General features: G+C 68.8%; 21 protein-coding genes and 1 pseudogene. 11 read left to right on the top strand and 11 right to left on the bottom strand.

Annotated features, from left to right (window positions below; translation table 11 throughout):
• Positions 1–49: 49 nt before the first annotated feature.
• Complete coding sequence (locus ACWDUN_RS08875) at positions 50–1114, top strand: GGDEF domain-containing protein (protein ID WP_449927462.1); 1065 nt, start codon at positions 50–52, stop codon at positions 1112–1114.
• Here ACWDUN_RS08875 and ACWDUN_RS08870 read toward each other — a convergent pair.
• Entirely contained in the window at positions 1111–1746 is a 636-nt protein-coding gene (locus tag ACWDUN_RS08870; RefSeq protein WP_449927459.1) for an Rv1733c family protein, read from the bottom strand. The genes ACWDUN_RS08875 and ACWDUN_RS08870 overlap by 4 nt on opposite strands.
• A gap of 158 nt (positions 1747–1904) precedes the next feature.
• On the opposite strand from ACWDUN_RS08870, the gene ACWDUN_RS08865 reads away from it, so the two are divergent.
• Both ACWDUN_RS08865 and idi read left to right on the top strand, forming a co-directional pair.
• On the top strand, positions 1905–2426 hold the full coding sequence (locus ACWDUN_RS08865; RefSeq protein WP_449927457.1) for a hypothetical protein: 522 nt from the start codon (positions 1905–1907) through the stop codon (positions 2424–2426).
• Between the two features lie 60 nt (positions 2427–2486).
• Positions 2487–3038, top strand: coding sequence for an isopentenyl-diphosphate Delta-isomerase (gene idi, locus ACWDUN_RS08860; RefSeq protein WP_449927454.1), 552 nt, complete (start codon positions 2487–2489; stop codon positions 3036–3038).
• On the opposite strand, the gene ACWDUN_RS08855 is transcribed toward idi, so the two are convergent.
• The 6 genes from ACWDUN_RS08855 to ACWDUN_RS08830 are packed head-to-tail and all read right to left on the bottom strand — an operon-like array spanning position 2959 to position 9822.
• Positions 2959–4032, bottom strand: coding sequence for a DUF5914 domain-containing protein (locus tag ACWDUN_RS08855; RefSeq protein ID WP_449927451.1), 1074 nt, complete (start codon positions 4030–4032; stop codon positions 2959–2961). The two genes, idi and ACWDUN_RS08855, sit on opposite strands and share 80 nt — an antisense overlap.
• Positions 4029–5564 (bottom strand): FAD-dependent oxidoreductase, encoded by a 1536-nt coding sequence (locus ACWDUN_RS08850; RefSeq protein WP_449927448.1) that lies wholly within the window; start codon positions 5562–5564, stop codon positions 4029–4031. The genes ACWDUN_RS08855 and ACWDUN_RS08850 overlap by 4 nt, the downstream gene beginning before the upstream one ends.
• Positions 5561–6265, bottom strand: coding sequence for a class I SAM-dependent methyltransferase (locus tag ACWDUN_RS08845; RefSeq protein WP_449927445.1), 705 nt, complete (start codon positions 6263–6265; stop codon positions 5561–5563). The genes ACWDUN_RS08850 and ACWDUN_RS08845 overlap by 4 nt, the downstream gene beginning before the upstream one ends.
• The gene (locus tag ACWDUN_RS08840) at positions 6262–7203 is read right to left on the bottom strand and encodes a phytoene/squalene synthase family protein (protein WP_449927797.1); all 942 of its coding nucleotides are present in this window, start codon (positions 7201–7203) and stop codon (positions 6262–6264) included. Before ACWDUN_RS08840 ends, ACWDUN_RS08845 begins: the two co-directional genes overlap by 4 nt.
• A 13-nt stretch (positions 7204–7216) precedes the next feature.
• Complete coding sequence (gene crtI / locus ACWDUN_RS08835) at positions 7217–8728, bottom strand: phytoene desaturase family protein (RefSeq protein WP_449927442.1); 1512 nt, start codon at positions 8726–8728, stop codon at positions 7217–7219.
• Positions 8728–9822, bottom strand: coding sequence for a polyprenyl synthetase family protein (locus tag ACWDUN_RS08830; RefSeq protein ID WP_449927439.1), 1095 nt, complete (start codon positions 9820–9822; stop codon positions 8728–8730). The genes crtI and ACWDUN_RS08830 overlap by 1 nt, the downstream gene beginning before the upstream one ends.
• Before the next feature lie 282 nt (positions 9823–10104).
• Between ACWDUN_RS08830 and ACWDUN_RS08825 the strand changes: the two genes are divergently transcribed.
• Positions 10105–10494 carry a DUF5709 domain-containing protein gene (locus ACWDUN_RS08825; RefSeq protein WP_449927436.1) on the top strand — a complete coding sequence of 130 codons (390 nt, stop codon included), beginning with the start codon at positions 10105–10107 and terminating at the stop codon, positions 10492–10494.
• On the opposite strand, the gene ACWDUN_RS08820 is transcribed toward ACWDUN_RS08825, so the two are convergent.
• The gene (locus tag ACWDUN_RS08820; protein WP_449927433.1) at positions 10481–11698 is read right to left on the bottom strand and encodes an MFS transporter; all 1218 of its coding nucleotides are present in this window, start codon (positions 11696–11698) and stop codon (positions 10481–10483) included. The two genes, ACWDUN_RS08825 and ACWDUN_RS08820, sit on opposite strands and share 14 nt — an antisense overlap.
• 98 nt (positions 11699–11796) lie before the next feature.
• Between ACWDUN_RS08820 and ACWDUN_RS08815 the strand changes: the two genes are divergently transcribed.
• Positions 11797–12939 carry an ROK family protein gene (locus tag ACWDUN_RS08815; protein ID WP_449927430.1) on the top strand — a complete coding sequence of 381 codons (1143 nt, stop codon included), beginning with the start codon at positions 11797–11799 and terminating at the stop codon, positions 12937–12939.
• 19 nt (positions 12940–12958) lie between these two features.
• On the opposite strand, the gene ACWDUN_RS08810 is transcribed toward ACWDUN_RS08815, so the two are convergent.
• Positions 12959–13840 (bottom strand): LLM class flavin-dependent oxidoreductase, encoded by an 882-nt coding sequence (locus tag ACWDUN_RS08810; protein ID WP_449927427.1) that lies wholly within the window; start codon positions 13838–13840, stop codon positions 12959–12961.
• Positions 13841–13883: 43 nt separating this feature from the next.
• On the bottom strand, positions 13884–15077 hold the full coding sequence (locus ACWDUN_RS08805) for a diiron oxygenase (RefSeq protein WP_449927425.1): 1194 nt from the start codon (positions 15075–15077) through the stop codon (positions 13884–13886).
• Positions 15078–15178: 101 nt separating this feature from the next.
• On the opposite strand from ACWDUN_RS08805, the gene cobF reads away from it, so the two are divergent.
• Positions 15179–15919, top strand: coding sequence for a precorrin-6A synthase (deacetylating) (gene cobF, locus ACWDUN_RS08800; protein ID WP_449927422.1), 741 nt, complete (start codon positions 15179–15181; stop codon positions 15917–15919).
• A gap of 69 nt (positions 15920–15988) precedes the next feature.
• Entirely contained in the window at positions 15989–16384 is a 396-nt protein-coding gene (locus ACWDUN_RS08795; RefSeq protein WP_449927419.1) for a phage holin family protein, read from the top strand.
• Between the two features lie 4 nt (positions 16385–16388).
• On the opposite strand, the gene ACWDUN_RS08790 is transcribed toward ACWDUN_RS08795, so the two are convergent.
• Positions 16389–17948: an FUSC family protein gene (locus ACWDUN_RS08790; RefSeq protein WP_449927416.1), complete on the bottom strand. Its 1560-nt coding sequence runs from the start codon at positions 17946–17948 to the stop codon at positions 16389–16391.
• Positions 17949–17988: 40 nt separating this feature from the next.
• On the opposite strand from ACWDUN_RS08790, the pseudogene ACWDUN_RS08785 reads away from it, so the two are divergent.
• The 4 genes and pseudogenes from ACWDUN_RS08785 to ACWDUN_RS08770 all read left to right on the top strand — a co-directional run.
• Positions 17989–18234 (top strand): annotated as a pseudogene (locus tag ACWDUN_RS08785) (DNA-formamidopyrimidine glycosylase family protein); the annotation flags it as partial.
• A 135-nt stretch (positions 18235–18369) separates the two neighbouring features.
• Positions 18370–18843 (top strand): zinc finger domain-containing protein, encoded by a 474-nt coding sequence (locus tag ACWDUN_RS08780; protein ID WP_449927795.1) that lies wholly within the window; start codon positions 18370–18372, stop codon positions 18841–18843.
• 20 nt (positions 18844–18863) lie between these two features.
• Positions 18864–20396, top strand: coding sequence for an MFS transporter (locus ACWDUN_RS08775; RefSeq protein ID WP_449927413.1), 1533 nt, complete (start codon positions 18864–18866; stop codon positions 20394–20396).
• Entirely contained in the window at positions 20389–21627 is a 1239-nt protein-coding gene (locus ACWDUN_RS08770) for a threonine/serine ThrE exporter family protein (RefSeq protein WP_449927410.1), read from the top strand. Before ACWDUN_RS08775 ends, ACWDUN_RS08770 begins: the two co-directional genes overlap by 8 nt.
• Positions 21628–21638 lie beyond the last annotated feature (11 nt).

Below are 21638 nucleotides of genomic sequence, written 5' to 3'. Positions count from 1 at the left end.
ACCGCGAGAACGGGGCGATACGGTGGCGGCCGCTCAATCGGGCAGGTGGTTGGCAAGGACCAACCACTACGAGTGGATCACCGATTACCTGACCGCGCGTGGTGCCACCAAAGCGGTCCGGGCTTTGATGGCGACGATCGCCGCGTCGCTGGCGACCTGCCTGTTGGTGCTGCTGCTCAGCGTCGACGCCCCACTGCCCGGCCTGCCGTCGGCGATGATGTGGACCGCCTTTGCCGGCGGTGTCGCAGGCACGGTCCTGTGGGCATGCCGTTGGCCGACCCGATGGCAGTCACTGGCCTTCGCACTGGTGTCGAACGCCTCGGTGGCGTTGGCCTGCCTGTCCTATCCGAACCCGCAGGGCGCGCTGTTCGGTTGTATCGCCTTCGCCACGACCGCCGCCTATATCGGCTTCTTCCATTCCACGGCGCTGGTGATCTACAACTTCGCGGTAGCCGCGGTGGTGGCGGTGATCGTCGCCATCCGGGTCGCGCAAACGGGTCACCTGGCGCTGGCGGCGGTCGACCTGTTCCTGGTCACCCAGATCAACATCGTCATGCCCGTGGCGATCCACCTGCTCATCAGATCGTTGGGCGTCGATCTGGAACGCGCGGGCCGAGATCCGCTGACCGGCCTGCTGAATCGGCGCTCGTTTCAGCGCTACACCGCCAAGATGCTCGACGAGATCGACATCCATCCCGACTCCCACCTGGTGGTGGCGATGGTGGATCTCGACGATTTCAAGCGGCTCAACGACACGCGTGGGCATCAGGCGGGCGACGATGCCCTGGTGGCCGTCGGCCGTGCCCTCGCACAGGCGGTCGCCGACACCGTCTCCGTGATCGCACGCAGCGGTGGTGAGGAGTTCGTCGTCGCCGCCGCATACGCCACGGATGACCCGGCTCCATTGGCGCGTCGGGTGTGCGAGGGCATCGCCGATCTGCCGATGTCCATCACCGCCAGCGTCGGGACCGCATGCGTGCCGGTCCGGCACCTGGGCCGCACGCCGGCGCACGTGCGGTCCAGCGTCGACAAACTCGTCGGCGCCGCCGACACGGCGATGTACGCGGCGAAACGCGCCGGGGGCAATCGGCATCGCCACGCCGCGTCGGTTTAGCTGTGGCGGTCCGCCCAGCCGTCATCGTTGTAGACCAGCAGCCGTAGTTCGCGATCCCAGGCGCGGTAGCGCGCCCGGTCGGCGAAGAGCCGAACCAGCCATGCCAGCAGGGCGCCGCCCATGCTGATGAACGTCCAGACCGCGAGGCCGGCGACGAGCGCCTGTAACTCGGCGTCGGCGGGCTGCATCGGCGCGGTGACCACCTTGCCGTCGGTGTCCAGCCAGACCGTCATGGGATCGCCCGGCTTGGTCGCCGCGTGACTGACCACCGATTCGGTGCGCAGATGGGTGCCCTCGCGCCATTGCGCGCGCACGTAGGCGGGCGTGTTCATATCGGTCGGCAGACCGACACCTGCCACCACGGTCGCCTGCACCGAATGGCGGGTGCGGGTCTGCTCCTGTGCGGTCTGCAGCCCGGAATCGTGGACGAGGCCGGCGGCCGAGGAAGCCGCGGGCACCGCCACCAACGCGATCACGAGCACGCCGAGCACCGCGAAGGACTCGAGTCGGTCGACGGTGCGGATCAGCGGGTGGAAGCCCAGGGCACGCACATACCAGCAGAGGCGCGCAGCAAACCGTGTGGTGCCGGTCACCGGCCGGGCCCGGTCGCTGTCGTCCTCGTGCGCGAACATCCTTTAGAGCGTGACACCGGTGGCACTCGGCTGCATAGCCATAATGGCCGGAGGCGACGCATATCACTGTGGACGCAAGGTAGCGGGTCCCGGCCACCCACCGCGGGCCCTTTCCGTTCGGCCATGCCCTGGACAGATCGGATTGTTAGTCTGCCGGGGTGATCCGCCTGCTCGCGGCCCCGGCCGCCGTCCCGCTCGTCGCGGCCGCACTCATTCCCGCCGTCGCCGGCGCGCAACCGGCACCGCACGACGCGGTCTACGCCATCGGCATGTGCTTCGATCCCGCCAACCCGCTGCCGCAGCGACCCGCGGTGTTCGACTACAACTGCGATGACACCGGCGTGCTGCACGACATGGTGTGGTCCAGCTGGGACGCCCAGGGCGCCCGCGGATCCGGCACCGACATCTCGGTGGAATGCCAACCGAACTGTGCCGAGGGTGCCCGCCTGTCCAATCCCGTTGTGGTGCACGCCTGGAACCCGCAGCCATCGTCGAGCGCGGACTGCCCGGCCCACGCCCGGTTCTACACCGATATGACCATCGCCTACCCCGAGACCGTGCCGCCGTGGATTCAGCCGGGCAGCGAGTGGTATCCCGGCACCGATTTCGTGATGGTCGACGGTGCACCCGCCGTGCACTTCTCCGGGCTGACCTCGACCTGTACCGACCAGCTGCGGTGACCGACACGTTTGGCCGGACCGCCCACGGGTAATCACTTTCGTTGTGACGGAAGAGTCGTTGTGACAGAAGAAGAACGGGTCGTACTGCTCGACGACGCAGGCAGTCCCGTCGGCAGTGCCGCGAAGGCCACCGTCCACCACGCGCAGACGCCGCTGCATCTCGGTTTCTCGTGCTACCTGTTCGACGACGCCGGCCGCGTGCTGTTGACCCGGCGCGCACTGGGCAAGCGAACCTGGCCCGGCGTGTGGACCAATTCCTTCTGCGGGCACCCCGCACCCGGTGAGGCGATCGTCGATGCCGTGCACCGCCGCGGTTTTCAGGAGTTGGGCGCCGCCCTGCACGATGTGCACTGCATCCTGCCCGAGTTCCGTTACCACGCCCGAGCGGCCGACGGCACCGTCGAGAACGAGGTGTGCCCCGTCTTCTGCGCACTGATCGACGGCCCGCTCGAGGTGTCCCCGGCCGAGGTGATGGACGTGGCCTGGGTCGACTGGAGCGAGGTCCGCCGCGCCGCCGAGTTCGACTGGGCACTCAGCCCATGGGCGCAGACTCAGGTGCCGCTGCTGGAGGCTGCCGATCTGCCGCCCTGGGCTCGACGTCGGGCGGCGTGAGCAACTTCGCGCTACCTTCGGCGTCCTGGCGTCGGACCTCCTGCAGGCGCTCGGCATACTCCAGGTCATCACGCCAAAGCCGGTGCGCGGCCTGCCGCATCAACGGCGTGATGGCCGACTGGACCCGTAATCCCCACGAAAACCGCGGCCGGTCCGAGTGCGCGATCACGGCCTCGATCACGGTGCTGCGCGGCCGGCCGTCGGGCCCGGGGCCCAAGGGCGTGGCATGCGTCTCCACCACACTGCCGCTGCCCTCACCCTCGATGATGCGCATCGTCAGCGTGCGCGGTTCGGGGCTGGTGAACTCCGCGATCACCGGAATGCCGAGGCGGCCCAACCGGAATGTCACGTCCACCAGGAAGCGGTCCTCCTCTTCGGGTAGATCGGGATCCTGCGGGGGAGCGCTCAACACCTCCAGCCGGGTGAACGAATAGGGGTGAAACCATGCACCGTGCCACGGGTCCATCCGGTTGGCGATGATGTCCTCCGGTTGGCAGACGCCCGTCAGGCTGGTCACCGCCGAGATCCGCGGTGTACCCGGACGCGCCGGCAGCACCGGCGCATCGGTGGGTTTCTCACCCCCGAGCAGGTCCAGCCGCACCCACACCAGCACACCGTCGTCGAATGCGGGCACCGCAGGCCAGTCGGGCCGCGCGCGGCCGGTGAACTGCAACCCGTGCCACGGGCAGATCAGATTGCCGCGCTCGACCACCCCGGTGCACAGATCGGCGCCAAGGTGTGGGCAGCGCGCGGACCCGGCCAGCACCTCGCCGTCGCTGCCGCGCCAGCACACGATTTCGGCACCGCCGACGTTGGCGCCGAACGGTTTCGAGGTGACGTCGGTGCTCGCGCCCACCACATACCAGTTACCGCTGGGCCGGCGCTGAGACCGCGCCAGCGCGGCGGCGATCACCGCGGGATCGGCCTGGCGGTGGGTCGGCTTCTGCCCACTCCACCGGGTCCGCGGCAGCAGTTGGAACGGCCAGGCCTTCATGTCCACACCCGCCCTTCCGCGCGGTCGGCGAGGCGCCGCAGCACGGCCGACCGCCCGCGCACCGGCACCGTGTACATATCGTGGCCCCGCACGCCCATCCGATCAAGCAGGGCGTTGGCCGCCGCCAGTCCGGTCGTCGCCGCGCGTTCCATCAACGCCACCGGAAGATCGATGCGGATACCGTCCCCGGCCAGCACCAGACCAGGCTGCGGTGTCACCACACCGGGTCGGTGCGCGAAATCACCGGGAGCCAGTCGCGGGCAGTCGCCGCGGCACAGCGTGATCTCGTGCACCACGCGCGCCGTCGCGGTCTCCGGGAACAGTTCGTGCAACCGTTCGTCCAGTGCTCTCCGCACCTCGGGCGTGTCCTCGGTGATCGAGTACGCGTGCAGTTCCACCACGGATCCGTCGTGTTGTCGCGCCCAGGCCGCGGCCTCGCTCTCATAGCGTTGCAGAACGCTGATGTTGTCCAGCGGTGGCAACCCGCCGGTGCCCAGAAACGCGGGGCGGTCGGCCTGCACGGGACGGTCCAACCACAGTCGGCGCACCAGGAACGGTGGGGCGGTTCCCAGTTCGCCCACCCGGTAGCGCCATTCGGCATCCCCGAGTTCAGGGGAATCGGCGATGATGCACTGTAGTGCGGGGACCTCCGCGGCCAGCACCACGCCGGCACAGTCGATGGTGGCACCGGAGCCGTCGGTGACCGTGAACGTCCCGTCATCGGCGACCGCCACACTGCGCGCCGCGACGCCGGTCCGCACCGTCGCACCGTGGCGCACGAGGTGGCGTGCCAACGGATTCCACAGCGCTACATCGAAATTGGCGGACGCCACATCGAAGACCAGGCCCTCACTGGAACCGAGGAAGTAGATGTGGAACATCGTCGCGAGTTCGGCGGCCGACAGGGCCTCCGGTCGGGTGAAGAAGCTGCGCGAGAACACCTCGAACGCCAGATGTTGTGCGGCGGTCGGGAAGTTGATATCGCGCAGGAATGTCTCGGCGTCCAGATCATCGAGCCGCCAATAGGTTTCCGGCACCGACACCGCGGCCAGCGGTGCGGCCGCCTTGGCGTCCACCCTGATCAGGTCGCGTAACCGGAACGTCGGGCTGCGCAACGCGAAGGCCATGGCGTTCAGCGGCGGGGTGCGCGGCAAGCCGCGGAACGTGTCGCGGTGACCCTCGGCGTCGACCAGCGGATAGTCGTCCAGCGCGGTGAACATCGACAGGTCGGGGTTGATGCGGCGCAGCAGATTGCGCAGGTTGTAATACTGGCGGAAGAACGCGTGGAAGCCGCGGTTCATCGCCACCGGCGTGCCGTCGGCCATGGTGTCGGTCCAGCCGCCGACTCGCCCGCCCAGATGATCTTCGCGTTCGAGCAGATGGACCTGCACCCCGCGCTCGGCCAGGGCGGTCGCGGCGCTCAGGCCGGCGATACCGCCACCGATGACGACGACCGTGGGACGTGCGGGCAGATAGGCCGCATGTGGCAGTCCCGGCGCACCCGGGTGGCGCACCCGCCGGGAATCGGTCACGAGTCCGCCCTGCCCAGGAAGGTGTGCACGATACCGCGCTGCCAACCGGGCACCGTCTCACTACGGACATCGACGAACCCATTGCGCTGCAGACGTTCCCGAAAGCGTGCGGCACCGTCGAAGTTGTTGACGCTGCGCCGCAGATACTTGTACAGCTCGGCGTCACCGCTGCGGAACCGGCCGACCGGGATGATGATCGTCGCGCACACCAGATTCCACAGCGCGGTGGCCGCCGCGGAGTCACGCACCGAGTACTCGTGGGCGGCGAACACACCGCCCGGGTTCAGCATGCCCAGGAGGGTGCGCAGCACCGGATCCGGGTCGGGCAGGTTGCGCACCAGATACGCGGCCAGGATGCCGTCGAACGGACCGGTGACCCCGGCCTGTGCGAGATCCTCGGCGCGGCTGTGCACGAACGTCACCGTGGCCGGCCACGACTTGGCGCGCGCGCATTCGAGCATGCCCGCCGACCCGTCCACCCCGATGATCTCGGCATGCGGCGCCGCGCTCAACAGTGCTGCGGTGGACAGTCCTGTGCCGCATCCGATGTCGAGCAGCCGTAACCCGCGTCCGCCGTCGGGCAGCTGCATCCGCCGGGCCGACAACCGCAGATGGTCGTGGTAGCCGGGATTGGCGCCGACCAGACCGTCATAGGCCGATGCGCCCGCGTCGAAGGCTTCGGGGACGTCGTAGGTGCTCACGCCGCCTGCCGGAGCCGGGCTCGCCAGGCGCGGGTCAATCCGCGTGCGGCGACCTGGAGCCGCCGTCCGTTCGACACCGTTGCGCGCTGTTGGAAGACCTCGAAGTCCATCGTCTCGATGCAGTCCAGGATCTCCGAGTACAGCGTCAACGCGGCCTGGATGCACGGCCGCGATTGCGGCGCCAGCATCGGGATGCCGAGCTCGGCGTGCTGGTAGATACGCCGGGTGGCCGCATGCTGCTCGACCAGCGCCGCCCGCAGCTTGGCATCGGTGCGCTTGTTGCGCTGGCACCACAACAGCAGATCACGGTCGACACCGTGTGCGGCCAGTTCGTCGGCGGGCAGGTACACCCGACCCCGGGTGAGATCCTCGTCGATATCCCGCAGGAAGTTGGTGAGCTGGAACGCCTTACCCAGCGCGGCGGCATGCGGAGCGGCCTCGGCGGCGGGCACCACGGTACCGAGCACCGGCAGCAGCTGCAGCCCGATCACCTCTGCCGATCCGTACATGTAGCGGTCCAGTGCCGCCCGGTCGGGATAGTCGGCGACGGTCAGGTCCATCCGCATCGAGGCCAGGAAGTCGTCGAACAGCTGCCACGGCAGCCCGTAGTGCCGGGCGGTGTCCACGACGGCGTCGAGCACCGGATCGTCACCGGCCAGCCGGTTCTCGACCAATCGGCTGTAGAGCGCGTCGGACAGCCCCTGCAGCTCATCGGCGCGCTCGGCCGTCGTGCGGGCATCGAACCCGTCGAGCACATCGTCGGCGCGCCGGGCGAACCCGTACAACGCGTGCACGGCCGGACGCTGACCGGGCGAGAGCAATCGCGTCGCCAGGAAGAACGTCTTGCCGTGGGCGGCGTTGAGCGCCCGGCAGCGTTGATAGGCCTGGCGTAGTTCCCGGCCCTGCACACCCGCTGCATCCAGCTCCGAACCGAGCATCATCTGGCCCTCCTCATCGGGTCACCGTCCGGGGGCGGACCGCGGACGCGACGCCGGTGACCCGGTCCGCGGCCAACCGGCCCGACACGATGGCGGTCGGGATGCCGACACCGGGCACGGTGGACGAACCGGCCAGTACAGCGTTGTCGATACCCCGAACCGTGTTGCCGGGCCGGAAGGGTCCGGTCTGGCCGAATGTGTGCGCGAGCGCAAACGGCGTCCCCGCGATCATGCCCTGGCGGGCCCAGTCCTGCGGGGTCACAACCTGCAGGATCTCGGGATCAGCGCCCAGGTAGGGCAACCTGGCGGTGACGGCGTCCAGCATCTGCGCGGTGTAGCCGTCCCGCTGGCCGTCCCAGTCCCGCTGTCCGACATCCAGATTGGGTGTGGGGGCCAGCACGTAGAGCAGGTCGCGCCCGTCCGGCGCCAGGCCGGGATCACCGGCGGTGGGCCGGGTGACCAACAGCGACGGATCGACCATCGGGACACCCTGGTCGATGATCTCCTCGAAGGTGCGGTCCCACTCGTTGCCGAAGACGATGGTGTGGTGCGGGGCGTCTGCGCCGGGATCGACAGCGCGGCAACCGATATGGGCCACCACCGCCGACGGGGCCGGCCTCAGTTTGGCCAATCGGCGCGGCGTGCGGCCCAGCATCCGATAGGTGTCGGGGAGCTCGGTGGTCAGGATGACCGCGTCGGCGGCGAAGCGTCGACCATCGGCGGTGCGGACCGCGGTCACCCGGTCGCCGGAGCGCTCCAGCTCCGAAACCACGGCATCGTAGTGGAATTCGACCCCGGCATCGGCCGCGGCGGCGGCCAGGCCGTCGGGCAGGGCGCGCATCCCTCCGCGCGGAAAGTAGACGCCCGACACCGTGTCCATGTAGGCGATGACGGCGTAGGCGGCCAGCGCCCGCCTCGGCGGCACCCCGACGTACAGCGCCTGGAAGGTGAACAGCCGCAACAGTCGTTCGTCGGTGATGAACCGCCGCACCATGGTTTCCCAGCCGCGGAAGCCGCCGATCGCGGTCAGCTTGGCCAGTTGCGGTGTCAGCAGGGACAGCGGCGAATCGAAGTTGGAGTTGATGAAGCCCTGGAATTCCAACTCGTAGAGCCGGGTCAACCAGTCGCGCAGCCGCAGATAACCGTCGGCCTCGGCGCGGCCGGCGAACCGCTCGATCTCGGCGGCCATCGCGGTGGCGTCGCTGTGCACGTCCAGGCTGCTGCCGTCGGCGAACGAGCCGCGGTAGGCGGGATCGACCGCGTGCAACTCGACGCGGTCGGCGGTGGATTCACCGACGGCGGCGAAGGTTTCGTCGATGATGTCGGGCATGGTGAGCACCGTCGGGCCGGTGTCGATACGGTACCCGGACAGATCGGCGCGCCCGACCCGGCCACCCGGATGCGATCCGCGCTCGACGACGGTGACCCGGCGCCCACGCCCGGCCAGGTGCAGGGCCGCCGACAACCCGGACAGGCCGGCTCCCACCACGACGACATGGTCGGTCTTACCCGGCACCGTGCGCATCAGGCGGTCCGCTCGGTGCACGCCGATGCGGTGGCCACGAGTGCCGCGCGCACCTCACCGTCCAGTCGGCCGCCGGCCAGACTGTCCAGTGCCGCAACCGCCGCGGTGAATCTGCGGTGAATCAGGTCTTCTATCCACTGCACGGTTCCCACCTCCGAGATCAGGTTCTGCCAACGGGTGATGTCTGCGGAGTCCAGCCGCTCGGCGGTCATGAATTCCTTGAACTGACGTTGTTGGGCACCGGTGGCCAGTTCGTAGGCGGCCACCACGACGGTCGTCGCCTTGCGGGCCAGCAGATCGGTGCCGGTCGGTTTGCCCGTCGTCTCCGGGACGCCGAACACCCCCAGTAGGTCGTCGCGCAACTGGAAGGCCTCGCCGATGTTCTCGCCGTAGCGGCTGAGCACCTGCAGCACGCCGTCGTCACACCCGGCCAGCGCGGCGCCGATCTCCAGTGGCCTGCGCACCGTGTAGTTGCCGGACTTGCGCCGGGCGACGTCGAGAACCCCGTCGAGGGTGGGGAATCCGGCGCTGTCGTTGACCAGGTCGGCGAACTGTCCGATCGCGAGTTCGGTGCGCATACCGTCGTAGCGGGGCCAGGCGCGGGTCAGTGCCTGTCCGTCGACACCGCTTTCGCGCAGCATCTGTTCGGCCCATACCAGGCACAGGTCACCCAGCAGCACCGCGGCGGACTCACCGAACCGGGCTGATGAGCCGGGCAGTCCCCGCTCGCGGTGCCAGTCCTCGAACGCCCGGTGCGCGCTGGGGCGGCCGCGCCGCATCGGGGACTCGTCCATCACGTCGTCCTGGACGAGCGCGAAGGCGTGCAGGAATTCCAGGCTGCCCGCCGCCCGCACCGCAGCCGTATCGGCCGGTGCCCCGCAGCGCCATCCCAGATAGAGATAAGTGGAGCGCACGCATTTGCCCTCGGCGAGCATGCCGCGCAGCACATCCTCGGCGATGTCGACATGGCTGCCGTGCAGCGACCCGGCGCAGTGGGTGTCCAGGAAATCGGACACCGCGGCCAGCACCTGGGCGCGCAACGACGCCAGCCACGACGGTGGGGGATCGCTGCGCGCGCGAGTCACAGCCTGCATGTCTGAAGCCATCGCTGGGGGATGTACCCATTTTCGGCGAATTCATGCAGTGCCGGCCGACGTGATTTTCGGTGTGGATCGGACAGCCCGGCAACCCGGTTCACGGCCATGTGCTGCCGATGCTGGACATCGGATTGGGATTGCGATCCCTCGGCCATGACATCACGTTACTGACGGGTGTGCGGTTCGGCGACCGGTTGGCGCAACCAGGCCCGGCTGCGATGCCGTCGGCGACCCGCGATTGCCAACGCGCTCAATCGTTGTGGTGGGTAGCGTGAGGGCATGACTTCAGAGATGCCGGAAGATCGCCAGGGATACAGCCCGGAGGAAGAGGATCAGCTGTCCGCCGAGGACAGCCTGCTCGACCGCGGCGTCGACGACCTGCTGGACGAAGGCTATTCGCCGCCGGAACGGTGGCAGGAGCCGCGCGAACACGAGACCCTCGACGAGCGGTTGGCCGACGAGCAGCCCGACCCGGCGTTCGACGAGAACTACCGGCCCGACGAGCAGGCCGAAGATGACGAGGTGGGCGACCGTCGCGCCGGTCGTCTGGTGGCGCCGGATGCCGGTTTCGGTGCGGACACCGAGAAGGATCTGCTGGGCCGCGATGTCGGCATCGACGGTGGGGCGGCCTCCGCCGAGGAGGCCGCCGTCCACGTCATCGACGAGTAGCGCGGCTCAGCAGCACCGACACGGTCAGCACCGCGAGTCCGCCGACGGCCAGCCCGGCACCGGCCGCCGCGGGTGCGGTGTAGCCGTACCCGGCGGCGATGACCAGCCCGCCGACCCAGGCGCCGGCCGCGTTGCCGATGTTCAGCGCGGAATGGTTCAGAGCCGCGGCCAGCGTCTGCGCGTCCTGGGCCACATCCATCAGCCGGGTCTGCAGTGCGGGGCCGACCGCCGAACCGGCCGCGCCGATGCCGAACAGCACCAGCAGTGCCGTCCACGGGTTGTGCGCGGCGGCCACGAAGACCAGCAGCACCACCCCGAGGGTGCCCATCGACAGGTACAGCGCCCGCACCACCGAGGCGTCGGCCAGCCGGCCGCCGACCAGGTTGCCGACGACCATGCCGAGGCCGAACACCATGAGCGCCAACGGAACCAGGTTCCGCGGCAATCCGGCGACATCGGTCATGGTGGTGCTGATGTAGGTGTACACGGCGAACATGCCGCCGAAGCCGATCATGCCGACCATGACGGCCAGCCATACCTGCGGCCGGCGCAGTGCGCCCAGTTCGGTCAGCGGACTCGACACGTGCATGGTGCGCAGTTGTGCGGGCAGCCAGAACCACAGGGCCGTGAGGGTGACCAGGCCGATGGCGACAACGAGTCCGAAGGCGCTGCGCCAGCCCAGCGCCTGACCCAGCCAGGAGGCCACCGGTACGCCCAGCACGGTCGCCACGGTCAGGCCGGACAGCACGTACGCCACGGCCTTGGCCCGGTTGCGCGGCCCCATCAGGTGTGCCGCCGCGAGCGCGGCGATACCGAAGAAGGCGCCGTGCGGGAGTCCGGCGACGAAGCGGGCGATGACCAGGGTGGCGTAGGACGGCGCGATCATGCTGGCGAGGTTGCCCAGCGTGAAAACCGCCATCAGGCCCAGCAGCAGCGCCCGTCGCGGTACGCGTGCGGTGAGCGCGGCGATGGTCGGGGCACCGACCACCACGCCCAGGGCGTAGGCCGAGATGACGTGGCCGGCGGTGGGCTCGGTGATACCGAAGCTCGCGGCGATATCGGGCAGCAGGCCCATGGCCACGAACTCGGTGGTGCCGATCCCGAAACCGCCGAGGGCGAGCGCGAAAACGGCCAGCGCACGCACCGTCGGGTCGGTGGCCACGACGGACTGCGGGCGGGTGGGACGTTCGACGCTTGGGGTCACGGGTCAAGCGTAGGAGGCTTACGTCTGTACCTCAACTCAGTTTTGTATTTTTCAGGCCAAAGTGGCGGAGCTTACGTACTTCGTGATGAAATCGAGGGGTGGCCAGTGTCGGCGAGGTGTTCACCCTGATCAGGGAGCGCGGTGAGATCACCCGCACCGAGATCGCGGCGTTGACCGGGCTGTCACGCACCGCGGTCGGCGCGCGGCTGGCCGCGCTGTTGGGCTCGGGCCTGGTGCGCGAATGCGAGCAGGCCGCCTCCACCGGTGGGCGCCCCGCGACGCAGCTGAGCTTCAACACCGACGCCGGGGTGGTGCTGTCGGCCGCGATCGGCATCAGCCGCACCCGGTTGGCGGTGTGTGACCTGGCCGGCGAGATCCTGGCGTCGGCCGATATCGACTCCGAGGTCGCACTCGGCCCCGACGATCTGGTGCCCGATGTGGTCAAGGGTCTCGATGTGCTGCACGAGCAGTTTCCCGGCGTCACCGTCTACGGGATCGGGCTCAGCCTGCCCGGCACCGTGGACCCGGTGCGCGGCTGCAGCTGTGGTTCGCCGATCCTGCGAGGCTGGGACGGTGTCGAGTTGCGCCCGTATTTCGAGGCGCTGCCCGCCGTGGCGGACATCCCGGTGGTGCTCGACAACGACGCCAACGCGATCGCGCTGGCCGAACGCGGCGGCCGCGACGACGTCCTGGTGCTCAAGGCCTCCAGTGGCCTCGGTGCCGGAATCATCGCCGGCGGGGTGTTGCAGCGCGGCGCCGCACAGGCGGCCGGCGAGTTCGGCCACAACAAGATTGCCGTCGCAGCGGGTAAGCCGTGCCGGTGCGGGGACACCGGTTGTCTGGAGACCGTCGCGGGCGGCTGGGCGATAGTGCAGGCGTTGCAGCAGCAGGGCCGCTCGGTGCGGCACCTGCGCGATGTCGCCGAACTTGCCAACGACGGTGATCCGGAGGCGCGCCGGATGATTCGCGACAGCGGACGTCATGTCGGTGAGGGCATTGCGCCGGCGGTCAATCTGCTCAACCCGGCGGTGCTGGTGGTCGCCGGCGATATGGCCGGTGCCTATGAGATCTACGTGGCCGGACTGCGAGAAGCCTTGTACGGCAATGCCACCGCGGTGGCCACCCGCGAGCTCGAGGTCGTCGCCGCCGCCCACGGTGACCGGTCGGCCACCGTCGGCAGCGCCACCATCGTGCTCGAGGAGATCCTCGGCGCCCCCGCCGTCGACCGGATGCTCGGCTAGATGCGCACCGGGCGTGGCGTCAGCCGTTCGCCTTGGCGATGACGTTCTCGGCGAACCACTCCAGGTTGCGGATCTTGTCGTCGAGCGGCTCGGTGTCCTGGCCCATGATGTAGGGGATCCGGAAGCCGACGATGACATCGGTGACGCCCTTGTCCTCCAGGCGCTTGATGCCGTCGAGGGTGAAACCGTCGATCGAGATGACGTGGATCTCGAACTCCTCGGCCTTGCCGATGCGCTCCTCTTCCTCGCGGAACTTCGCGAGCTTGGCCAGCAACGGGTCGAGTTCGGCGGGGTCGCCACCGCCGTGCATCCAGCCGTCATTGCGGGCGGCGCGGCGCAGCGCGGCATCGGCATGCCCGCCGACCAGGATGGGCACCGGCTTGGTGGGCGCCGGGGTCATCTTGGTGCTCGGGATGTCGTAGAACTCGCCGTGATACTCGAAATAGTCACCGGAGGTCAGGCCGCGGATGACGTCGATGCACTCGTCCATGCGCTTGCCGCGCCGGGCGAACGGCACTCCCATGATCTCGTAGTCCTCGGGCCACGGGCTGGTGCCGACGCCGAGCCCGAGTCGGTTGTCGAACATCGCGGCCAGCGAGCCGGCCTGCTTGGCCACCAGCGCCGGCGGCCGGATCGGCAGCTTCAACACGAAGATGTTGAAGTGCAGCCGGGTGGTGACGGCCGACAGCGCGCCGATCAACGCGAACGACTCGATGAACGATTTGCCGTCGAGGAACTCCCGGTTACCGTCCTCGGTGTAGGGATATTTGGAGTCCGACACCTCCGGATAGGCGATGCTGTCCGGGATGGTCATCGCGTGGTATCCGGCCTCGTCGGCGGCTTTGGCCAACGGGATGTAGTACTTGGGGTCGGTCATGGCTTCCGCATAGGTGAACCGCATGAAGCGATACTAGAACACGTTCTAGTTTCGCGGGCCGAAACGGTCAGCGGGGGTAGGGCGGGGTCCCGACGCCGGCGATCGCGTAGCCACCCTGCTGGCTGCGTTCGGTGAACCGCGCGTGCGCGGTCTGCTCGCCGATCGTGATCGACACCGGGTTGCGCGCATCCTCGGGCAGCGGCTCCAGAACCGTTCCGCGCCAGTGGTACCGACCGTCGATGGGGTCCAGGTGTCCGGCAAGGCGTACCTGGACCTCGCGGCCGTCGACGGTGGCCGCGCCGACGTAGAGGTCGTCGTCCTCGGTGATCTCGAATCGTCCGGCCGGTCGGATCGCACCGCCGGGCAGAAATCCGCTGCGCCGCCACATCCGCCGGGCGATCGGGCCCATCAGGCCCACCTCTTCCAGGAAGGCGGCCAGCGGGGCGAAGCCGGCGATCTGGACCTCGACCCGGTGCGGCGACCGGCGCGCCATGCGGCGCGCGGCGCGGGCGTCGAGACCGACCCGTGCGTACTGCACCTTGTTGGTGAACAGGAAGCGGAAGAACGGACCGCCCAGACCGTTGAGGTTGCCCACCCAGAACCGCTTGGTGCGCGACATCGACGGGGTGCGCTTGCGCAGCCCGTCGCGGGCGAACTGGATGTGGCGGGCCTCCTCGGTGACGTGGATGCGCATCAGTCGCTGCACCATGGGCTGCAGGTCGTCGTCATCCATCATCTGGCGTTGCAGCGAGTCGAAGATCTCCTCGCCGATCAGCGCCGCCACCCAGAGCACCGACCCGCGGAAGGCGAACGGCAAGCTGTTGATGATCAACCGCTGGTACAGCTTGGGCTGCACCGGTTTGGCGCCGACCTTGGCGATGGCCTTGCCGAACATCACCATGTGCCGGGTCTCGTCGCCCAGTTCGGTGAGTTCGTAATGGGTCGTGGCCGCGGTCGGATCCTGGTGCATCATCTTGCGCAGCAGGGACTGGTTGAGGATGTTCTCGAACCAGATACCTGCCGAAAGGGTGTTCACCAATTCCTGGCGGGACAGTTCGATCTGCTCGGCGCGGGTCATCGCGTCCCAGATGGGGGTGCCGTACAGCGACACCACCTTCGGTGGCAGATAGAACTTGTCCGGGTCCAGCGGTGCGTCCCAGTCGATATCCACGATCGGCGCGTACGACTTGCGCACCGATCCCTTGAGCAGGCGCTCGGCGAACTCGGCGCGCGTGGTGTGGCCTTTGACCGAAGCTGTCATCGTTGACTTCCTCTTCAGGGTCGGGACCTCGAAGCTACGTCCGATACCGGCGGTAGTCAATACCTGCGGTACCGGGTAATTGCATCGACTAGTCTTTGCGGGTGCGCACAATCCACGTGATCGGTATCGGTGCGGGGGACCCGGACTATGTGACGGCGCAGGCCATCTCGGCGCTCAACGCCACCGACGTCTTCTTCGCGATGGACAAGGGCGACGCCAAGGATGACCTGGTCGCGCTGCGCAGGCTGATCTGCGAGCGGTTCATCAGCGAACCGGGCTACCGGTTCGTGGAACTGCCCGATCCCAAGCGCGCCGCCGATGTGCCCTACGAGCAGGCCGTCTCGGACTGGCACGCCGCCCGCGCCCGGCTGTGGGCCCGGGCCATCGAGAACGAACTCGGACCCGACGGCGTCGGCGCATTTCTGGCCTGGGGGGACCCGTCGCTCTACGACAGCACGCTGCGCATCCTGGATCGCGTCGGCGAGCACGTGGATTTCGAGTTCGACGTCATCCCCGGCATCACCGCCATCCAGGCGCTGACCGCGCGGCACCGCATCCCGCTCAACGACATCGGTGAACCCGTGCTCATCACGACGGGTCGCCGGCTGCGCGCCGACGGGCTGAGCGGCGCCGCCGTGGTGATGCTCGACGGCGAATGCTCATTCCGGGGCTGCGCACCGGACACCCGGATCTGGTGGGGCGCCTACCTCGGCACGCCCGATGAACTGCTGGTCGCCGGAGCGCTGGGTGAGGTCGGTGACCAGATTGCCGAAATGCGCGCCGCAGCAAGGGAACGTCACGGCTGGATCATGGACATCTACCTGCTGCGGGCGGCAGACTGAGCCCATGAGCGCAGCGTGCGGAGCGAATAGACGGACGACACCCGGTGGCCGAGCCGGCGAGGCAACCGCATGAACTTCCTGCTGCGGGCCGCGCTGACCGGAGTCGCCCTGTGGGTGGTGACGCTGCTGGTGTCCGGTATCAGCATCGTCGGCGGCGACAGCACCCTGGAGCGGGCGGGCATCATCTTCGTCGTCGCCGTGGTGTTCGGTCTGGTCAACGCGGTGATCAAGCCGATCGTGCAGTTCATCTCGATCCCGCTCTACATCTTGACCCTCGGTCTCATTCACATCGTCATCAACGCCTGGATGCTGTGGATCACCTCGTGGATCACCGAGAACACCACGCACTGGGGACTGCAGATCGACGACTTCTGGTGGACGGCGATCTGGGCCGCCATCGTGTTGTCCATCGTCAGCTGGGTGCTGTCACTGATCACCGGCGACCTGAAAAAGGCTGCCCGCTAAGGCTTCAGCGGCGCTCGAACGCCCAGCACGCGGCCAGCGTCCGGTAGGCGTGATCCTCGGTGGTCGCGATCGTCGGCCACGCCCGTTCGGCCTCGGCGCGCTGGGCGGCCGAGCCTCCGATCGCCGCGTGGTAGGCATCCAGCAGGGCCATCGCACGCAGCTGTAGGTCGCGGCGCGCCGCCCGGGCCGGTGCGCTGGTCACCGCCTGGGCGCGCAGATGCACATCGGTGACCTCGATCGCGGACTGCGTTGCCCGCAGCGCGGCGCTCAGCGGTGCGTGACCGTGCCTGCGCAGCACTACCCAATAGACGAAAAGGGCCACCACGCAACCGATCACATTGTCCAGGCCGCGGGCGAACAGGAAGTGGCCGAGGTCGGCGACCCGGTGCCCGCCGGTGGCGATGGTCAGTGCCAGCGGGGTGATGAAGATGACCGCGATCGTGTAGTTGCGCACCACGAAGATCTCGATGACGAACTGCAGCGCGGCGATCACCGCCACCAACCACCAGCCCTGCGGCTGCCAGGTCAGGATGGCCGCCGCCAACCCCAGCCCGATCAACGTGCCGACCATGCGCTCGGCCCCGCGCTGCACGGTGCGCGCCCAATCGAAACCCTGATACAGCACCAGCACGGCGGCGGCCATCGCCCAGTAGGAGTGGTCACCGACGAACACCAGCGCCGCCACCCCCGACAGCGCCACCGCGACACCGACCCGTAGCGCCAACCGCATCGAATCCGAACCCGGGCTCAGCGCATGCCGCAACAGCGTCGTGTTGGACGGCCGGCCCAGCGGCAACCGCAAGCCCGGTGCCGGATCGGGCGCGTCGGCGGCGTCGAGGTCCGCGCGCCCGGCGACGGCGGCACCGAAAACCCGGTGCAGGTGCAGGGTCTGGGCCCGCAGCCGATCGAGGCGGGTGTAGGGATCGGGGCGCGCGGGCTGAAAGTTGACCAGCGTCGTCCACGCCTGATGCAGCGCGCGGGCGGACTGATGGCGGTCGGCGTTGTCGCGGGTCTGCAGATAGCGCTCCACTGCCGCGCGGGCGGCCGCGACCGCCCGCGCCTCCGGTCCCCGTCGGTCCCACAGCGCCCCGACCATGTGCACCAGCCAGGAGAACGCACCGCCGGCCAGCACCAGCAGACCGATATGCCACGGCGGAAGATGCGCCGACACCGTCGCGGTGCCCGCCGCGCAACCGAGCACGAACATGAACGCGCCGGGCGGGCCGACGGCGAGCGCATGACAGACCAGCACCGCGACCATCGCGATCGCGGTGATGGTCACCAGACCCAGCCACGGAATGGCCGCCGCCCAATCACCCAGCGCGACAGCCACGCTGAAACACACCGCGACCCCGGCCAGGTAACCGGCCCGGTTCCGATAGGGCCGCCCACTGCCGTACAGCGAGGTGAACCCGCCGATGATCGCGATCAACCCGGCGCCGGTGTCACCGAGCAGCCAGCCCACCAGCACCGGCACCGCCATGCAGATCCCGGCCCGCATCGCGAACTTCCACCGGCCCGGCGCGGGGTTGATCACCAGGTAGCGGCGGATCACGGAGGGCACATGCGAGACGATATCGGTGCGGTGCTGACACACTGGGGGCATGCCCGAACTGCCCGAAGTGGAGGCGCTCGCCGATCACCTGCGTCGCCATGCCGTCGGCCGGATCGTCGAGCGGGTCGACATCTCCGCACTGTCGGTGCTCAAGACCTTCGATCCGCCGGTGACCGCGCTGCACGGCAACGAGGTCACCGGTGCCGCCCGCTGGGGCAAATACCTGGGTCTGCAGGTCGCCGACATGCACCTGATCACCCATCTGTCGCGCGCGGGTTGGCTGCGCTGGTCGGACAAGCTGTCCCCGACACCGCTGAAACCGGGCAAGGGCCCGATCGCGCTGCGGGTGCATCTGGGGCAATCCCAGGGTTTCGACCTGACCGAGGCCGGCACCCAGAAGCGCCTGGCGGTGTGGATCGTGCGTGACCCGATGGACGTGCCACAGATCGCCGCGCTGGGTCCCGATGCCCTGTCATTGGGACCCGACGACCTCGCGCAGGTGCTGTCCGCTCAGGGCGGCCGGATCAAGACGGTGATCACCGACCAGAAGGTGATGGCCGGGATCGGCAACGCCTACAGCGACGAGATCCTGCATGTCGCCAAGCTGTCACCGTTCGCGACGGCGTCGAAACTGACTGCCGCCCAGTTGGCCGATCTGCACGATGCGATGACCTCGGTGCTCACCGATGCGGTGACGCGGTCGGTGGGGCAGCAGGCCGCCACCCTCAAGGGGGAGAAACGCTCCGGGTTGCGGGTGCACGCCCGGACTGGGCTGCCGTGCCCGATCTGCGGGGACACCGTGGCCGAGGTGTCCTTCGCCGACAAGTCGTTCCAGTACTGCCCGACGTGTCAGACCGGAGGCAAGAAGCTCGCCGACCGCAGAATGTCGCGCCTGCTGAAGTAGTTTGCTGTTAGTTTGCTGCTGTGGCGCAACCACAGTGGGTGTCGGGTACCGCCGCCACGATGACCATCATCGCGACCGGATTGGGTGCCAGCATCACCGCGTCGGACCCGGTGATCCTGTCGGCGAACATCTCCGCGGTGCGCGACGGGCTGCAGATGTCCTCCGGGACGGCCAGCTTCGTGGCGGGCATCGCGACGCTGGCATTGGCCGCCGGGGTGCTCGGCGCCGGTGCCCTCGGCGACAAGTACGGCATGAAGCGCATGTACACGATCGGGCTGCTGGGCACCATGGCCTTCGGTGTGATGGCCGCGCTGGCACCCGATGCCGGCGTGCTCATCATCGCCCGCGCCGGCCTCGGCTTGGCGTTCGCGCTGCAACTCGGACTGTCGCTGGCCATCGTCAACGTGGTCTTCCCGCCGGAACGCCGCGCGTCGGCCATCTCCCTGCATCTCGGTGCCAGCTTTGCCGTGGCCGTACCGATGCCGGCGATCGGCACCCTGCTCGTCGAACACATCGGTTGGCGCACATGTTTTCTCGTCGCACCGGTGTTGGCCCTGATCGCGCTGGTGCTGGTCCGGAGGTTCGTGCCGGAGACCGCGCGCACCGATCGCCGCCTCGACACTGTCGGTCTGCTGCTGGTGGCCGTCGCGCTGCTGGGCACGGTGTTCGGGTTGTCACGGCTGCAGAACGGTGTCACAGCGGTGGCGCTCGGTGCGCTGGCCGTGGGAGCGCTCGCCGCGACCGCCTTCGTGGTCTTCGAGTCGCGCACCCCCAGCCCCGCGCTGGATCTGCGCATCTTCGGCTCGGGCGCGTTCGATGCGGCCGTGCTGGCCGGGATCGCGTTCAACTTCCTGTCCGGCGGCGTGACGGTGCTGCTGGCCTTCTACCTGGTCGCCGTCCGGGGCGAATCCCCAACGGCGCTGGGACTTCTCATGGCGCCTGCGGCGCTGCTGTCGGCGGTCGCCGCGACGCTGGCCGGCCGGGCCGCCGTTCGGCTCGGGCAACGCGCGGTGCTGGTCGGCGGATTGGCGCTGCTGGTGGTCGGCCTGCTGGCCGTCACCCGACTCGGTGAGCACAGCTCGCTGTGGGTGCTGTTCGCGGCGGTCGCCTTCAACGCCGTCGGCGCCGCGGTCGTCGAGACCATCGAGGCCACCATCATGCTGCGGACCGCGCCGGTGGAGCTCAGCGGTACCGTCGCCGCCGTGAAAAGTGCTGTCGGACAAGCCGCCTACTCGATGGGCCCGGCGCTGTTCGCGCTGATCGGCACCACGCTGTTCCTGCATTCGGCGCGCGACACACTGGCCGGCAGCGGGATCAGCGAGGATCAGGCGCGTGCGGCGCTGCGCACCGCGCACGGCGGCGCCGGTTCCACCGCGGGCGCCAATGTGCTGGACCCCCAGCAGGCCCGCACAGTGGTCGACGGCGTGCAGGCCAGCATGCTCGAGGCCATCCACACCCTCGGCTGGGTGCTGATGGCGGTGCCGATCGTCGCGATCGTGGTGGCCCTGATCCTGGTTCCGTCCCCGGCGAGAGCGCAGGCCGCCCGTGGCTGACGACAGCACCGGATCCGATACCGCCGACGCAGCCGCCGTCGAGTTCATCGCGCGGCTCGGCACGGCGATGCTCGGCGCGGACTACTCGGTCAACGTCGTGCGCGGGGCGTTGGAACGCGTCGCGCAGCAACAGGGCATCGACTGTCCCGTGCTGGTCCTGCCCAACTTCGTGCAGGCCGGTGACCGCCACCTGACCCGGGTGGTGCGCCGCGACAGTCCGCTGCGCTACGACCAGACCTTCCCGCTGGGCGAACTGGTCAACCGCGCCGAGCGCGGCCGGCTCGACCCCGCCGACGGACTGGCCGAACTCGACCGCATCCACGGTCTGGGGCGTCGGTACCCGGGATGGGTGGGTGTCATCGGCTACGGGTTGCAGAGCGCGGCGTATGCGCTGATCCTGCAACCCACCGTGGTGTCACTGGTCGCGGCGACCGGGTTCGGGCTGCTGGTCGGCGTCCTGGAACTGTTCGCCCGGCGCAACTCCGGACTGTCGCACCTGCTGCCCGCGCTGTGCGCCTTCCTGGTCACCTATGTGGCCTTCAGCCTCGGCCGGATGTTGCACATGGGACATGACAGCCTGCGGGTGCTGATCGCCCCGTTGACGCTGTTCCTACCCGGGGTGGCCATCACGCTGGCGGTAATCGAGTCCTTCACCGGCGAGGTGGTGTCCGGATCGGCGCGGCTGATGGCCGGCTTCATGCGACTGGCCCAGCTCGCGCTGGGCATCCTGATCGCGGTGCAACTGCTGGGGCTGTCCTGGTCCGAGCTGGCCGACACGCCGACGAACACGCTTGGGGCGTGGGCGCCGTGGTTGGGGGTGGCCGTCTACGCCGTCGGCATCATGCTGCACCTGGGCCCACCGACGGGATTCATGCCGTGGCTGACGGTGGTGCTCTTTATCGCCTACGGCGCCCAGTTGGTCACCGCGTCGCTGTTCGGGGGATATGCCAGCGGCTTCGGTGGCGGCCTGATCCTCATGGTGTGCGCGCTGGCGATCGGCCGGTTGTCGATGACGCCGGTGGCGCAGGTGGTGCTGGCGCCGGGTTTCTGGCTGCTGGTGCCCAGCTCGGTCGGCATGATCGGGGTCGCCGAACTGGCCTCCGGCCAAGGTGCGACGGCCATTGTGGTGATGCTGGTGTCGATGATGTCGATCGCGTTGGGGTTCACCACCGGCTTCGCCATCTGGAATCTGGTGCCGCACCGGGACAGCGATCTGGATTTCGCGGACTGAGACACCATTTC

Source organism: Mycobacterium sp. NPDC003323 (assembly GCF_053589535.1).
Note: the sequence above shows the minus strand (reverse complement) of the source record. Positions and strands in the feature narration are given on the sequence as shown.

Excerpts from the sequence above, each read along its gene's own strand:
- ACWDUN_RS08870 (WP_449927459.1), bottom strand. The coding sequence starts at position 1,746 with ATGTTCGCGCACGAGGACGACAGCGACCGGGCCCGGCCGGTGACCGGC.
- ACWDUN_RS08855 (WP_449927451.1), bottom strand. The coding sequence starts at position 4,032 with ATGAAGGCCTGGCCGTTCCAACTGCTGCCGCGGACCCGGTGGAGTGGG.
- ACWDUN_RS08840 (WP_449927797.1), bottom strand. The coding sequence starts at position 7,203 with ATGCTCGGTTCGGAGCTGGATGCAGCGGGTGTGCAGGGCCGGGAACTA.
- crtI (WP_449927442.1), bottom strand. The coding sequence starts at position 8,728 with ATGCGCACGGTGCCGGGTAAGACCGACCATGTCGTCGTGGTGGGAGCC.
- ACWDUN_RS08830 (WP_449927439.1), bottom strand. The coding sequence starts at position 9,822 with ATGCAGGCTGTGACTCGCGCGCGCAGCGATCCCCCACCGTCGTGGCTG.
- ACWDUN_RS08825 (WP_449927436.1), top strand. The coding sequence starts at position 10,105 with ATGACTTCAGAGATGCCGGAAGATCGCCAGGGATACAGCCCGGAGGAA.
- ACWDUN_RS08810 (WP_449927427.1), bottom strand. The coding sequence starts at position 13,840 with ATGCGGTTCACCTATGCGGAAGCCATGACCGACCCCAAGTACTACATC.
- ACWDUN_RS08805 (WP_449927425.1), bottom strand. The coding sequence starts at position 15,077 with ATGACAGCTTCGGTCAAAGGCCACACCACGCGCGCCGAGTTCGCCGAG.
- ACWDUN_RS08795 (WP_449927419.1), top strand. The coding sequence starts at position 15,989 with ATGAACTTCCTGCTGCGGGCCGCGCTGACCGGAGTCGCCCTGTGGGTG.
- ACWDUN_RS08780 (WP_449927795.1), top strand. The coding sequence starts at position 18,370 with ATGGACGTGCCACAGATCGCCGCGCTGGGTCCCGATGCCCTGTCATTG.